At 68.4% G+C, this 13,457-nt stretch carries 13 protein-coding genes; 6 read left to right on the forward strand and 7 right to left on the reverse strand.

Going from position 1 to position 13,457, the window contains the following annotated elements:
• Positions 1–490 precede the first annotated feature (490 nt).
• The 3 genes from GLP40_RS00870 to pdxH form a co-directional block, all read right to left on the reverse strand.
• Entirely contained in the window at positions 491–1,804 is a 1,314-nt protein-coding gene (locus GLP40_RS00870; RefSeq protein ID WP_328289537.1) for a citrate synthase, read from the reverse strand.
• A gap of 187 nt (positions 1,805–1,991) precedes the next feature.
• The gene (locus GLP40_RS00875) at positions 1,992–3,275 is read right to left on the reverse strand and encodes an MFS transporter (RefSeq protein WP_328289538.1); all 1,284 of its coding nucleotides are present in this window, start codon (positions 3,273–3,275) and stop codon (positions 1,992–1,994) included.
• A gap of 176 nt (positions 3,276–3,451) precedes the next feature.
• The gene (gene pdxH, locus GLP40_RS00880) at positions 3,452–4,177 is read right to left on the reverse strand and encodes a pyridoxamine 5'-phosphate oxidase (protein ID WP_154785887.1); all 726 of its coding nucleotides are present in this window, start codon (positions 4,175–4,177) and stop codon (positions 3,452–3,454) included.
• Between the two features lie 100 nt (positions 4,178–4,277).
• Here pdxH and GLP40_RS00885 point away from each other — a divergent pair, with 100 nt between their 5' ends.
• Positions 4,278–5,420, forward strand: coding sequence for a citrate synthase 2 (locus GLP40_RS00885; RefSeq protein WP_154785888.1), 1,143 nt, complete (start codon positions 4,278–4,280; stop codon positions 5,418–5,420).
• 143 nt (positions 5,421–5,563) lie between these two features.
• On the opposite strand, the gene GLP40_RS00890 is transcribed toward GLP40_RS00885, so the two are convergent.
• Positions 5,564–6,340 carry an RDD family protein gene (locus tag GLP40_RS00890; RefSeq protein WP_230329136.1) on the reverse strand — a complete coding sequence of 259 codons (777 nt, stop codon included), beginning with the start codon at positions 6,338–6,340 and terminating at the stop codon, positions 5,564–5,566.
• Positions 6,341–6,482: 142 nt separating this feature from the next.
• Between GLP40_RS00890 and GLP40_RS34985 the strand changes: the two genes are divergently transcribed.
• Positions 6,483–6,647 (forward strand): DUF1272 domain-containing protein, encoded by a 165-nt coding sequence (locus tag GLP40_RS34985; protein WP_154785890.1) that lies wholly within the window; start codon positions 6,483–6,485, stop codon positions 6,645–6,647.
• Between the two features lie 50 nt (positions 6,648–6,697).
• Positions 6,698–7,567, forward strand: a complete 870-nt coding sequence (locus tag GLP40_RS00900) for a polysaccharide deacetylase family protein (protein WP_328289539.1) — start codon at positions 6,698–6,700, stop codon at positions 7,565–7,567.
• A gap of 37 nt (positions 7,568–7,604) precedes the next feature.
• Here GLP40_RS00900 and GLP40_RS33505 read toward each other — a convergent pair whose 3' ends face one another.
• Positions 7,605–8,657 (reverse strand): hypothetical protein, encoded by a 1,053-nt coding sequence (locus GLP40_RS33505; protein ID WP_230329137.1) that lies wholly within the window; start codon positions 8,655–8,657, stop codon positions 7,605–7,607.
• A gap of 197 nt (positions 8,658–8,854) precedes the next feature.
• Between GLP40_RS33505 and serC the strand changes: the two genes are divergently transcribed.
• The 3 genes from serC (at position 8,855) to GLP40_RS00920 (ending at position 12,264) form a co-directional block, all read left to right on the forward strand.
• On the forward strand, positions 8,855–9,979 hold the full coding sequence (gene serC / locus GLP40_RS00910; RefSeq protein ID WP_154785891.1) for a phosphoserine transaminase: 1,125 nt from the start codon (positions 8,855–8,857) through the stop codon (positions 9,977–9,979).
• Positions 9,980–10,246: 267 nt separating this feature from the next.
• The gene (gene sepH, locus GLP40_RS00915) at positions 10,247–11,287 is read left to right on the forward strand and encodes a septation protein SepH (RefSeq protein ID WP_328289540.1); all 1,041 of its coding nucleotides are present in this window, start codon (positions 10,247–10,249) and stop codon (positions 11,285–11,287) included.
• Positions 11,288–11,520: 233 nt separating this feature from the next.
• Entirely contained in the window at positions 11,521–12,264 is a 744-nt protein-coding gene (locus GLP40_RS00920) for a DUF6928 family protein (RefSeq protein WP_328289541.1), read from the forward strand.
• Between the two features lie 10 nt (positions 12,265–12,274).
• Here the strand turns inward: GLP40_RS00920 and GLP40_RS00925 are convergent, their stop codons facing one another.
• Both GLP40_RS00925 and GLP40_RS00930 read right to left on the reverse strand, forming a co-directional pair.
• Positions 12,275–12,568, reverse strand: a complete 294-nt coding sequence (locus GLP40_RS00925; RefSeq protein WP_328289542.1) for a DUF2537 domain-containing protein — start codon at positions 12,566–12,568, stop codon at positions 12,275–12,277.
• A complete protein-coding gene (locus tag GLP40_RS00930) occupies positions 12,565–13,368 on the reverse strand; it encodes a TrmH family RNA methyltransferase (protein ID WP_328289626.1) in 804 nt (267 codons plus the stop codon). Before GLP40_RS00930 ends, GLP40_RS00925 begins: the two co-directional genes overlap by 4 nt.
• Positions 13,369–13,457 lie beyond the last annotated feature (89 nt).

Here is a 13,457-nt window from a genome sequence, read left to right on the forward strand (position 1 = left end):
ATTTTCTCCGGTGTCACCTGCCGCCCCCGCCGCGGCAGGTGACACCGGAGTTCGGGTCCCCGACCCCTTGCCCCCGACCCCGTTGCCCCCAGGTCCCCCGGTCCCCCCGGGTCCCCCGGCCCCCCGATCTCCCGCATCCCCCGATTCCCTTTCCCCTGGAACCCCCCTTCCCCCGGTCCCCCCGAACCAGTTACGGGTGCGTCAGCACTCCGATGATGTTGAGGATGTTGCCGATCGCGGCCGTGGCATTGGCGGCGATGGACGATCCGAGATCCAGCAGACCCAGCATTGTGTTCCCCTCTTCCTCATGTATGCCCCTGCGGCGCATACCTTTTCGGTGTCAGTGAGTTCGTTTCCGGCTCACGGGAACAAGATTGCCGCCCCACCCCAGCGAGATCCTTAACAAGTCCTTGTAAACGAAAAACCCCGCCGCAACGATGCGTTGCGGCGGGGTTGTCCGGAAACCCTTCGGGCGCAGGGCCCGTCCGTGTCAGCGACCGGCGATTTCGATGTAGTCGCGCTCGCCGTAGCCGGTGTAGATCTGGCGCGGACGGCCGATCTTCAGCGGCTCGCGGTGCATTTCGCGCCAGTGCGCGATCCAGCCCGGCAGGCGGCCCATGGCGAAGAGCACGGTGAACATGCGCGTCGGGAAGCCCATGGCCCGGTAGATGACGCCGGTGTAGAAGTCGACGTTCGGGTACAGGCGGCGCTCGATGAAGTACTCATCGGTCAGCGCCGCTTCCTCGAGGGCCTTGGCGATGTCGAGCAGCTGGTCGTCGCCGCCGATCTTGGACAGGATGCTGTCCGCGACCTTCTTGACCAGCGTGGCGCGCGGGTCGTAGTTGCGGTAGACGCGGTGCCCGAAGCCCATGAGCTTCACGCCGTCTTCCTTGTTCTTGACCTTGCGGACGAACTCCTTGACGTCGCCGCCGCTGGCCTTGATGTCGTCCAGCATCTCCAGCACGGCCTGGTTGGCGCCGCCGTGCAGCGGGCCCCACAGCGCGTTGATGCCACCGGACACGGAGGTGAACAGGTTGGCGTCGGAGGAACCCACCAGGCGCACGGTCGAGGTCGAGCAGTTCTGCTCGTGGTCGGCGTGCAGGATGAGCAGCATGTCCAGCGCCGCGGCGATCTCCGGGTCGACCTCGTAGGGCTCGGCCGGGAAGCCGAAGGTCATTCGCAGGAAGTTCTCCACCAGCGACAGCGAGTTGTCCGGGTAGAGGAACGGCTGGCCGACCGACTTCTTGTAGGCGTAGGCCGCGATGGTGGGCAGCTTGGCCAGTAGTCGGATGGTGGACAGCTCGACCTGCTCGGGATCGCGCGGGTCCAGCGAGTCCTGGTAGTAGGCCGACAGCGCGTTGACCGCGGAGGACAGCACCGGCATCGGATGCGCGTTGCGCGGGAAGCCGTCGAAGAACCGCTTCAGGTCCTCGTGCAGCAGGGTGTGCCGGCGAATCCGGTCGGTGAAGTCCTCGAGCTGGGCCTTGGTCGGCAGCTCACCGTAGATCAGCAGGTAGCTGACCTCGATGAAGGTCGACTTGCCGGCCAGCTGCTCGATCGGGTACCCGCGGTAGCGCAGGATGCCCGCCTCGCCGTCGATGTAGGTGATGGCCGACTTGGTCGAGGCGGTGTTCATGAAACCGGGGTCGTAGGTGACGTACCCGGTGCTGGCCAGCAGCTTGCCCAGGTCGATCCCGTCATTGCCCTCGACAGCCTTGGCGACGGTCATCGGGTACTCGCCGCCCGGGTACTGCAGTACCGGCTTGGCGTCGTCGTCGACGTTGATGATGTTCTCAGCGGGCACGGAAGGATCCCTCTCAGGCTTGTAACCGTAGGCATCGGACGCGGGTCGGCGCGCGATGCGCTCGAGTCAACGCTAGCCGCTGTCCACTACGCCCGACCAATGAGGGTGGCTCTTTTGCTACCTCACAGTCACATCGTTCGCAGGTGAGGAGAGCGGCGGTCATGTGCTATGTGCATGGACTCCGAAATCAGGCGAGCTGCACCTCCGAATGGCCATGTGCCACCCGGTAGCGCACGAACGCCGGAAATGCCACGGCCGAGATCATCATGCCGATCACGACCAGGACGCCACCGCCGGCCGCCGCTGCCGCGGTACCCACCGCCGCCGCCGTGAAACCGTGCGCAACATCACCGATGCGCGGTCCACCCGCCACGACGACGATGAACACCCCTTGTAGCCGTCCACGCATCTCGTCGGTGGCCACCGACTGCAGCATGGTGGTGCGCAGGGCCGCCGAGAACATGTCCACCGCGCCGCCGAAGGCCAGGCAGGCCAGCGCGATCCAGAGCGCGAGCGTCACGCTGAGCCCGTGCCCCACCAGGCCCACGGCCAGGCCGAACCCGATCATGCCCGCGCCCCACAGCACGATGCACACCATCACGGCCAGTCCCTGCTGCCGCACCCGCGACAGCCAGCCCGAGAACACCCCGCCCAGCACCGCGCCCACCGACATGGCCGCGAACAGCAGGCCCAGAGCCGTTCCGCCGGAAGCGGAATCGCCGAAGCTGTCCTGAGCGATCTGCGGGAACAGGGCACGCGGCATGCCGAACACCATGGCCACCACGTCCACCGCGAAGGAGGCCAGCAGGATGCGCTGGGTGGCCAGATAGGCGAAGCCGTCGAACACCTCACGCAGGCCCGCGCGCCGGGCCTCGCCGTGCGGCGGAACGGGTGGCAGCCGCCAGGTGGCCCACAGCGTGGCCAGCAGCGCGATGGAATCGAGTAGATACAGCGTGGCCAGGCCCGCGAACGGAATCAGCATGCCCGCCAGCACCGGTCCGGCGATCGCGCCGAACTGAATGACGGTCATGCTCAGCGAATTGGCCGCGGGCAGCTGTTCGGGTGGCAGCAAGCGCGGGTAGATGGCGCTGCGCGCGGGCTGGTTCATGGCGAAGAACGCCTGCTGCACCGAGAACAGGACCAGCACCACCCAGGCGTTGTTCAGTCCGGCCGCGGCCTGCGCCCAGAAGGCCAGCGAGGTCAGACCCGTGCCCGCGCCGGTGATGAGCAGCATCTGGCGGCGGTCCATGGCGTCGGCGAGCGCGCCGCCCCAGAGACCGAAGACGATGAGCGGGATGAGGCCGAAGAGCCCGGCCAAGCCGACATACGAAGAGCTGTGGGTGATGTCGTAGAGCTGCTTGGGAACGGCTACGACCGACAGCTGCGCGCCGATCACGGTGACGATGCCGGTGGTCCACAACCGGCGGTAATCAGGATTCCGTAATGGAGTTATGTCGGCGAGCAGCTTCACCGACCCAACCTAGCCAGGCGATGGGGCGCTCGGCTAGGTATTTTGGACCGATCATCCCACCATTTGAACGTGAGATATCCAACTCTTCGACGCCTCGGCGGGGCCCCGGGAAGCCCCGGTGGTGGACAGGGGGTTCGATGGAGCCCCTGGGAGTCACGAGAGACGCGGAAACCCCATCAGGGTTGCAGGCGTTCGATTTTCATGGCCGAGACGTCGGCGTTGCCCGGTTCGACGGTGACCCGGATGCGGTTGTGCATGCGGCTGCGGCGGCCCTGCCAGAACTCGACGGTCTCCGGCCTGATCTGGAATCCGCCCCAGAACGGTGGCACCGGAATGTCGTCGACCTCGGCGAACCGGGCCGTGGTCTCGTCCATGCGCCGGTCCAGGTCGGCGCGGGAGGCGATGGGTCGCGACTGCTCCGAGGCCCACGCACCCAGGCGGGATCCGCGCGGGCGGGAATGCCAGTACGCCTCGGTGGCCTCGGCCGGGATCCGGTGAACCGGGCCGCGCACCGTCACCTGCCGCCCCATGGCAGGCCACACGAAAGTGGCCGAGGCATACGGGGTTCGGGTCAGCTGGCGGCCCTTGAATGATTCATAATTCGTGTAAAAAGTCACACCTTCGGGAGAAAGCCCCTTGCACAGGACAGTTCGCGACGAGGGGCGCGGACCGGTCTCGGTGATCTCGACCGTGCTCAGCACCATGGCGTTCGGATCGATCATGCCCGCGCTGGTGGCGTCCTCGATCCAGTTGCGCAGCAACGGCTCCCAGCCGTCGATCAACCAGGTCTCGTCGAGATCGGTGTCCAGGTCGGGGTGGTTGTCGCCCTGATCGACTCCGTACTCGACGCGCAGGGCCCTCAGATCGAGGTCGGGCGTGGGGAATTTCTCCTGGTCAACCATGGGGCAGACGTTACTCCGGAGTAATGCGGGGTTAAGCTCCAGGTGATCGGCGTGGCCTCCCAGAGATCGGGCGGCCCGACTTTGCAAGGAGAGTCACAACATGACTGCCAGCGCTGCGGTTCCAAGTTCAGTCGTCCCCGAAGGCTTCGTGAGCGGTCTCGAAGGAGTAGTGGCCTTCACCACCGAGATCGCCGAACCGGACAAGGACGGTGGTGCGCTCCGGTACCGCGGCGTCGACATCGAGGACCTCGTCGGGAGTCGGGTCACCTTCGGTGACGTGTGGGCCCTGCTGGTCGACGGTGAGTTCGGCCGCGGCCTGCCGCCCGCCGAGCCGTTCCCGCTGCCGGTGCACACCGGCGACGTGCGCGTCGACGTGCAGGCCGGTCTGGCCATGCTGGCCCCGATCTGGGGCTACGAGCCGCTGCTGGACATCGACGACGACACCGCCCGCGAGAACCTCGCCCGTGCCTCGGTCATGGCGCTGTCCTACGTCGCGCAGTCGGCGCGCGGCATCTACCAGCCGGCCGTGCCGCAGCGGAAGATCGACGGCTGCACCACCATCACCGAGCGATTCATGACCCGCTGGAAGGGTGATCCGGACCCGCGCCACATCGAGGCCATCGACGCCTACTGGGTGTCGGCCGCGGAACACGGCATGAACGCCTCCACCTTCACCGCCCGCGTCATCGCCTCCACCGGCGCCGACGTGGCGGCCTCGCTGTCGGGCGCCATCGGCGCGATGTCCGGCCCGCTGCACGGCGGCGCCCCCGCCCGCGTGCTGCCCATGATCGAGGCGGTCGAGAAGTCCGGTGACGCGCGGGCGCTGGTCAAGGGCATCCTGGACCGCAAGGAGAAGCTGATGGGCTTCGGCCACCGGGTCTACCGCGCCGAGGACCCGCGCGCCCGGGTGCTGCGCGCCACCGCCAAGCGCCTCGACGCCCCGCGCTACGAGGTCGCCGCGGCCCTGGAGCAGGCCGCCCTGGCCGAGCTGCGCGAGCGCCGCCCCGACCGCGCCATCGAGACCAATGTCGAGTTCTGGGCCGCCGTGATCCTGGACTTCGCCGAGGTCCCGGCGCACATGATGCCCGCCATGTTCACCTGCGGCCGTACCGCCGGCTGGTGTGCCCACATCCTCGAACAGAAGAAGCTGGGCAAGCTGGTCCGCCCGGCCGCCATCTACACCGGCCCGGCTCCGCGCAAGCCGGAGGCCGTCCCGGGCTGGGACCTGGTGTCGCACAAGTAATTCGACGGAAGAACGATGGCCCGCAGCGAAAAATGCTGCGGGCCATCGTTGTCGGATTCGGAGCGGATAACCCGGGATCCGGGGCAGCCCCGAAATCCGCGGGGTTGAGCGGGTAAAGCCCCTTGGGAGCTACGAAAGTTGGTTCACGCCTTGACGACGATCGTGCCCACGGCCTTGTCGGCGAAGGTTTGCTTCTTGTCGTCCCACAGCGGCCACAGGAAGCCCACGTAGCAGGGGAGGGCGTCGATGACGTGTAGCAGGCGGCGGCCGAAGGCCAGCCCCATGCCGACCGGCTGCCCGGTGGCCTCGCGGATCAGCCTGATGCCCGCCACCTTCTTGCCGGGGGTCTGCCCGGTGGTGCCCTCCATATAGGACAGGAACAGTGTGCCGCCGAGGCCGACCACGATGACCAGCAGCAGGCAGATCCAGCCCAGCGCGTTGTAACCACCACCGCTGCAGACGGTGTGGTAGGTGCCCGGGGTGACGGTGCACTTCGGCTCGGCGGTGCCCGCGGTGCCGGCCACGATGTCCAGGATCCAGGCGGGCACGACGGTGATCAGAGCGTCGACGACGTATGCCCCGACTCGGGCGCCCCAGCTCGCGTACTGTGCCCCGTACCCCCCGAACGGAGCATAGACGGGCTGGGGAACGCCATAGGCGGGCTGCGGCGCGCCGTACGCGGGTTGCGACGCGCCGTAAGCGGGTTGCGGTGCGCCGTAGGCCGGTGCGGCCTCGTAGCCGGGCTGGGGCACCCCGTACCCGGGCTGCGGTGCGCCGTAAGTGGGCTGGGGAGCCCCGTACGCGGGTTGCGGTGCGCCGTAAGCGGGTTGGGGGGCGCCGTAGCCGGGCGCGGGCTGGTCGGCGGGCGGGTAGCCGTAGCCGGGCTGCTGCTGCGGATACGGGTTGTTCGGGTATGTCAATGCGCTTCCTTGCAGAAGGGTCGTTTCGGTCGGGCAGGCTACAGTCTGGAGCAATCGGGCCTTGGAAATGAACTGGAAATCGATCACGGCCGCTCGGCCGGGCCGGTAGCGTGCGGTGAAGGCGGCCGGAAATGGGCTCGAGATGCGAATACGCTGTGAACGCTGCGAGATTGCTGTTTCGCTCGACGACCCCGCGCCGATCGCCTCGTGCGCAGACATTTTCTGTGAATCCTGCGGTCGAACAATGGATTACGTCCGCCCCAACTATGGTGGCGAACCGGTTGCCGGACCGCGACGGTTGAAATAACCCTGATCGCGGTGCTGGCTACCGCGACCGGATTCACATAACCTGCACCGGTGCTCGTCACAGGACTTTCCAGGCGCGGCTTCTTCGCCGCGGGCGCGGCGCTCGCCGCGAGCCTCGTCACCGCCGGATGCGGTGTGGCGAACGGCAATTCGTCCGACCGCATCCTCGAACCGCCGCGCGCGGGCGCCGATCAGGCCACTACGCCGGCGCGGTTGCCGATCGCCACGGTGTCACCGGACGCCGTGGCGGCCAAACACGCCGGTCAGAGCCCGAAGGCCTGGGGCATGGACCTCGACGGCATCATCACCGGCTTCAACGCCACCGGCAAGCAGTTCGCCGTCACCTTCGACGCCTGCGGCGGCCCCGGCAACAACGACATCGACGAGAACCTGCTGGCCTTCCTGCAGGCCCAGCGGATTCCGGCCACGTTGTTCCTGAACAAGCGCTGGATCGACGCCAATCCCGCCCGGGCCGGTCAGCTCGCGGCCAACCCGCTGTTCGAGATCGGCAATCACGGCACCGCGCACTGTCCGCTGTCGGTGAACGGCCGCGCCGCCTACGAGATCGGCGGCACCGCCTCCGCCCAGGCGGCCGTGGACGAGGTGTGGGGCAACCACCAGCGCATCATCGCCCTGACCGGGCACGCGCCGCGATTCTTCCGCGCGGGCACCGCGCACTACGACGATGTGGCCGTATCGATCGTGCGGGAGCTGGGCGAGACCCCGGTCGGCTTCTCGGTCAACGCCGATTTCGGCGCGACCGCCTCCTCGGGCCAGGTCCAGTCCAATATGATGACCGCCGAATCCGGCGGCATCTCCCTGGCGCACATGCACCGTCCCAAGTCGGGCACCGGGGCGGGGATGCTGGCCGCGCTCCCGGCACTCGCGGCCAAGGGCTTCGAATTCGTGCACCTGCCATAGCTTTTCGAGCTCTTCCGGTCGGCCCGGCCCCGGCGGTTCAGTGGGCGCGCGAGGCGACCCAGTCGACGGCGACGGATTCGCCGCGGTCGACGGTGAGGAACGCGACCTCCAGATGCCGGCCCAGGTCGACCAGTTCCATGGCCGACAGCGGGACCGGCCGCACCACGCGGACCCGCCACGGCGCGGGCTCGCCCCGGGCGTGCAGCTCCAGGTCCAGCCGGAGGACGGGATCGTCGCGTCCGGTGTAGTCCGCCGCGACCGGCGTGGCCGCCAGCACGGTGGCGCGGGCCCGCCGGCCGTCGGCCAGGATCTTGGCGACATCGGTACGCGAGGTCTTCTCGGGCGCGGGCAGATACAGCACCACCCGATCGCGGTCGCCGGGGTCGACCCGGCAGCGGACGACGTCACCGGCCTGCATCCACTCTTGGTCGGCCGCATTCACCCGCTGCCGCACCCGGGTCTCGTAGGCGTCCAGGCCCTCGAGCTGGATCCGCACCCAGAACTCCCGACCCGGTTCGGCGATGTCCACATCTGGGGTCTCGGACCGTCGCCCGGCCGCCGCGCGGGCGTCGACCCGCCTCTCGCCCCGGGTGCGAAGATCCGCTGCAGGCCGCTCCCGGTCATGTGTGTCGCCGCGCTGCGTACCCGGGCTGTGGGCTCGGGTGTCCGGCTCGTCGGCGGCCGCTGTCGCGGCGGCGGCACCGCTGTCGTCGGTGCGCTGGGCGCCGGTGGTCGCGCCGAGTTCGCCTGGAGCGCGGGGGGCATCCGGAGACGCGAGGGGGCCGGGCGCCGAATCGGCCGGGGCGGGGGTGGCGTCGACGGTGGATCGGACGCTGAGGATGGTGGCGGCGCCCTCGACGCCGTGCATCAGGAGTTCGCGGCGGGCGGCGCCGTCGAGGGCGGGCCCGCGGCGGATGAGTCCGCGCGAGCCGAATTGCGAGGACAGGCGGGCCAGCAGACCGAGACGGGGCGGGGCGTCCGGCCGGCGTCGCGGCCGCCCGGAATTCGCCGCGGCGGGGGACTCCCCGGGGGCGGAACCGGGGCGCTGGTCGGCGCTGGTGCTCGGTCGCTCGTCTGCGGCCATGTCCATGGCGGTAAACCGTAACGCGTATATGGTGTCCGCCACAGCGATACGCGCATGCCGGGGTCTGGAGTCCGCAGCATCGACCCCGGGCATACCACTGTTCTTCGCCGGGTTGTCCGAGGTAACCAGTCGTAGGGGCCGAAGCGTCCGCAACGGTGTACCCGATGGCGTGCGTCAGCGTCAGGACCACTACCCTTGTCGCCATGACCTCTGCGTTCCCGACCATCCCCGACGATCTCAAGCCCGCCGACGGACGGTTCGGCTGCGGCCCCTCCAAGGTCCGCCCCGAGCAGCTGCAGTCCTTGGTGGATACCGGCGCTTCGGTGTTCGGCACCTCGCACCGGCAGAAGCCGGTCAAGGACGTGGTGGCGCGGGTGCGCTCCGGTCTGCGCGAACTGTTCTCCCTGCCCGACGGTTACGAGGTCGTGCTGGGCAACGGCGGCACCACCGCGTTCTGGGATGCCGCCGCCTTCGGCCTGATCCGTGAGAAGTCACTGCACCTGAGCAATGGCGAGTTCTCCTCGAAGTTCGCCGCGGTCGCCAAGGGCAACCCGTTCATCGGCGACCCGATCGTGGTGAAGTCCGAGCCGGGCGATGCCCCCGAGCCGACATCGGACCCGTCGGCCGACCTGATCGGCTGGGCCCACAACGAGACCTCCACCGGTGTCGCCATCCCGGTGTCGCGTCCGGCCGGTTCCGAGCACGCGCTGATCGCCATCGACGCCACCTCCGGCGCGGGCGGCCTGCCGGTGAACATCGCCGACGCCGACGTCTACTACTTCGCCCCGCAGAAGTGCTTCGCCTCCGACGGCGGCCTGTGGATCGCGCTGATGAGCCCGAAGGCGCTCGAGCGCGTGGAGGAAATCAAGAACTCGGGTCGCTGGACCCCCGAATTCCTGTCGTTGCCGATCGCGATCGACAACTCCACCAAGGATCAGACCTACAACACCCCGGCGCTTGCGACGCTGTTGCTGTTCGCCAACCAGATCGAATGGCTGAACGGCAATGGCGGTCTGGACTGGGCCGTGAAGCGCACCGCCGATTCCTCCTCGCGCCTGTACTCGTGGGCCGAGACCAGCGAATACGCCACGCCGTTCGTGCAGAACCCGGCGCTGCGCTCGCAGGTCGTCGGCACCATCGACCTCGCCGACAGCGTGGATGCCGCGCAGGTGGCGAAGGTGCTGCGCGCCAATGGAATCGTGGACACTGAGCCGTACCGGAAGCTGGGCCGTAACCAGCTGCGCATCGGCATGTTCCCGGCCATCGACCCCGAGGATGTGTCCCAGCTGACCCGCTGCGTCGACTGGGTCGTCGAAAAGCTGGGCTGAGCAGCCAGATCGAGTTCGCGGCGCGTGTCGATTCCGACTGACGGAGCGGGGGAGCGGAGGAGGAAAGAATCGATGCCCGCAGCGCCGCGAACCCGCCCCGCGGCGATGTGAAGGGGTAAATATATACAGCGCGGAAGCCTGGGAACAGATCTCCGCGCCGCGTGTCTTGCCCCACGATTCTCGGAAGTGCACTACTGTTCCAGGATGTGGGCGGTGTCGCGAGCCTAGCTATGGCTGTGAGTTGCGCAGCGAACAGGAGGTAACGGTGTGCGTGAACTTCGAGTGATCGGATTGACGCCCGATTCCACGCACATCGTGTGCATCGATACCGAGAGCGGCCAGAAGTACCGACTCGCCGCCGACGACAAACTGCGCGCCGCTGCCCGCGGAGATCTTGCCCGATTCGGCCAAATCGAGATCGAAACGGAAGCGACGATGCGTCCTCGCGATATCCAGGCCCGTATCCGCGCCGGCGCTTCGGTGGAGCAGGTCACCGAAGAGTCGGGCATGCCGCTGTCGCGGGTCGAACGTTTCGCGTATCCCGTTCTGCTGGAACGCGCCCGGGCCGCCGAACTGGCGCAGAAGGCGCACCCGGTGCGCAATGACGGCCCCGCCGTGGAAACACTGATCGAGATCGTGTCGGCCGCTTTCGCCGAGCGCGGCCACAATATCGAGGTCGCCGAATGGGACGCCTGGAAGGACGAGAAGGGCTACTGGGTGGCCCAATTGCAGTGGCAGGCAGGCCGTTCCGTGATCGCCGCGCACTGGCGCTACCAGCCGGACGCGCACGGCGGCTCGGTGGTGCCGCTGGACGATCCGGCCTCGGATCTGATCGATCCCGACTTCGGCCGGGCTCTGCGCGGTCTGGCGACCATCCTGCCCAACCAGACCGACCTCGTGATGGCCGAGGCTGCGGCGCCCGCCCCCGCTCCGCGGGAGGAGCGGACCGCCGACTACGAGTCCGCGCCGGCGCGAGTCGCCAAGCAGCAGAACGTGGACGACTACTTCGAGCAACGCGCTGCGGTCGGTGACGGCACCGTGCCGGTCACCACCGCCGCTGCCCCGGCTCCGGCGCCCGCTCCTGTCCCCGCGGCCAAGGAGCAGCCGGTTCCGGCGTCCGCGCCCGGCCCGGCTCCCGCCGCTGCCGCCGACGAGCCCGCGGAACCGGCTCCGGCGCAGCCCGCCGCGAAGACCAACGCGCAGAAGCCGAATCGCAAGCGCGGGGAGGCGGAGCGCAAACGCGGCGGCAAGGCGCCGATGCCGTCCTGGGAGGATGTGCTCCTAGGCGTGCGTTCCTCGGGCCACTAGCCCGCCCGCGCGACCTTTCGGATGCTAGAGGGTTGCTAGTACCTGCGGCCATCCACTTGCCGCCGCGCCGGGAAACGGCGTTGGCAACAGCGATATTTCGGCCGTCGCCGAGGTAGATTCCTTACTGTTGGCGGGTCATTGCCGAGCCGATCCGCGTCGGCGCAGACGTCCGGCCGCCTAGTGTTGCTCAAAAGTAGCCATCTTGTGTGCAATGACTGAGGGAGGTGACGTCGGTGCCGTCAACGGTTTCATCCCTCTGGTATGTCGACGCCCCCGATCCGTTGGCCGTGCTGCGCGCTCACCCCGGACCCGATCCGGATGCCGCGTTCGCGCTCGCCCGGCAGCTCAATCCCGACCGGGACGTGGTGCCCGCCGCGTCCGGGACCATGAAGGTGTGGGCGGGGCCGGATCCCGAATCCGTCTATATCGGTTGCTATCCCGGCGTCACGGTCGTGTGCTCCACCCGGGCCGCGCTGCCGCGCCCCAAGAAATTGCCGGAGCTGCTGGTGCGTCCGCTCGCCTCCGAGCACACCTACCTGATCTGCTATGACCTTTCCCTGGGCTGGGGCGCGTTCGCGTACTGGGAGCGCGGTGAATTCCGGCGCTCCTTCAGCGCGATCCGGGTCAATATCCTCGAGGACGAGGGCATGCCGCGGGTATGGGAGCGGCCCTACTGGGCCGGCGAACATCCCATCGAACTCGCGCCCGGCGAACTGCTCGATCCGCAGCTGCTGCCCTTCGACCCGCCGGACTTCGCCGAAGCGGCCAATCAGGAGTGGCTCGGATTCCGTTACCGCGGCAAGGCTTCCGAGACGGACCTGACCGCAGACGGGATCGAGGTATGCGGCTTCTCACTGTTCCCGAAAGGGGAGGCGCCCGGGGCTCCGGAGGCCGTGCCGGAACCGCACGCCGAGCACAACGGCGGCAGCCGGCGTGGTCTGCTGCGCTGGCTGCGCGGGGGCGACCGGGTCTCGTAGAAGGCCCGGCTCAGAACAGCAGCAGGCCCAGCCAGGCCAGCAGCACGCCCACGCCGAGGCCCGCGATCACCCAGCGGGTCACCGGTGCGAACCGCCAGCGCCAGGCGGTCGGCGCCGCCCCGCCCACCGCGATCAGATTGACCACCACCGACAGCAGCGGATGGATCTGGGCCAGCGCCGCACCGAAGGCGTACACGCCCACGGCGGTCAGCGCTGCCACCAGGACGACCACGGCGATGCCGCTGGCCCACGGGGTCGGCTCGGAATAGCCGTATCCATACGGTCCGTCGGGCGGATGGCTCACTGGGCACGCACTCTCTCGTAGAAGGCCATGGCGGCTGCGGTCGCCACATTAAGCGAATCGGTGCCCGGAGTCATGGGGATGCGGGCGCGAACGTCGCTGGCCCGCATGGTCTCCTCGGTGAGGCCGGGGCCCTCCGCGCCGAGCAGCAGGGCCACCCGGTCGCCGGTCATGGCGGTGGCGAGGGTGTCGGCCTTCGGGTTCGGGGTCAGGGCGATGATCTGGAAGCCTTTGTCGCGCAGCACCTCCAGCCCCGCGGGAGACGGCGGCAACTGGGCGAAGGGGACCCGCAGCACGTGCCCCATGGAGACGCGCACGGCGCGCCGATACAGCGGATCCGAGCAGCGGTCGCCGAACAGTACGGCATCCGCGCCCAAGCCGGCGGCATTGCGGAAGATGGAGCCGATGTTCTCGTGATCGTTCACGCCCTCGAGTACCGCCACCGTGCGCGCGTCCGCGAGTACGTCGTCGACGGTGAGTTCGCGCGGCCGGTGAGCGCCCGCGAGCACGCCCCGATTCAAATGGAATCCGACGACCTCGGCCATCACCTCGGCGCTGGTCCGGTAATACGGAATATCCACTCCGGTCAGGTCCTCGGCCAGCTGCTCATATCGCTTCGCGACTCCGAATAATGCGAACGGCGTGAACCGCGAGGCGAGCATGCGCTGCACGACCACGACACCCTCGGCGATCACCAAACCCTTGCCGCCGGGCAGGTCGGGCCGTCGATCGGCATTGTTGAGGTCGCGGAAATCGGCGACCCGCGGATCACCGGGGTCGTCGATGTCGATTACCGTGCTAATGGTTGCCTCCGCTTCACTCCGGGCGGCTTCGTGGCCCTGGAGGTCTCGAGCCTCCACCGTATTGCATTCCGAATCGTTGTTTCGGGCTG

The organism is Nocardia aurantiaca (assembly GCF_009708175.1).
In the GTDB taxonomy this organism is placed as follows: Bacteria; Actinomycetota; Actinomycetes; order Mycobacteriales; family Mycobacteriaceae; genus Nocardia; species Nocardia aurantiaca.

Excerpts from the sequence above, each read along its gene's own strand:
- GLP40_RS00885 (WP_154785888.1), top strand. The coding sequence starts at position 4,278 with ATGACTGCCAGCGCTGCGGTTCCAAGTTCAGTCGTCCCCGAAGGCTTC.
- serC (WP_154785891.1), top strand. The coding sequence starts at position 8,855 with ATGACCTCTGCGTTCCCGACCATCCCCGACGATCTCAAGCCCGCCGAC.
- pdxH (WP_154785887.1), bottom strand. The coding sequence starts at position 4,177 with ATGGTTGACCAGGAGAAATTCCCCACGCCCGACCTCGATCTGAGGGCC.
- GLP40_RS34985 (WP_154785890.1), top strand. The coding sequence starts at position 6,483 with ATGCGAATACGCTGTGAACGCTGCGAGATTGCTGTTTCGCTCGACGAC.
- GLP40_RS33505 (WP_230329137.1), bottom strand. The coding sequence starts at position 8,657 with ATGGACATGGCCGCAGACGAGCGACCGAGCACCAGCGCCGACCAGCGC.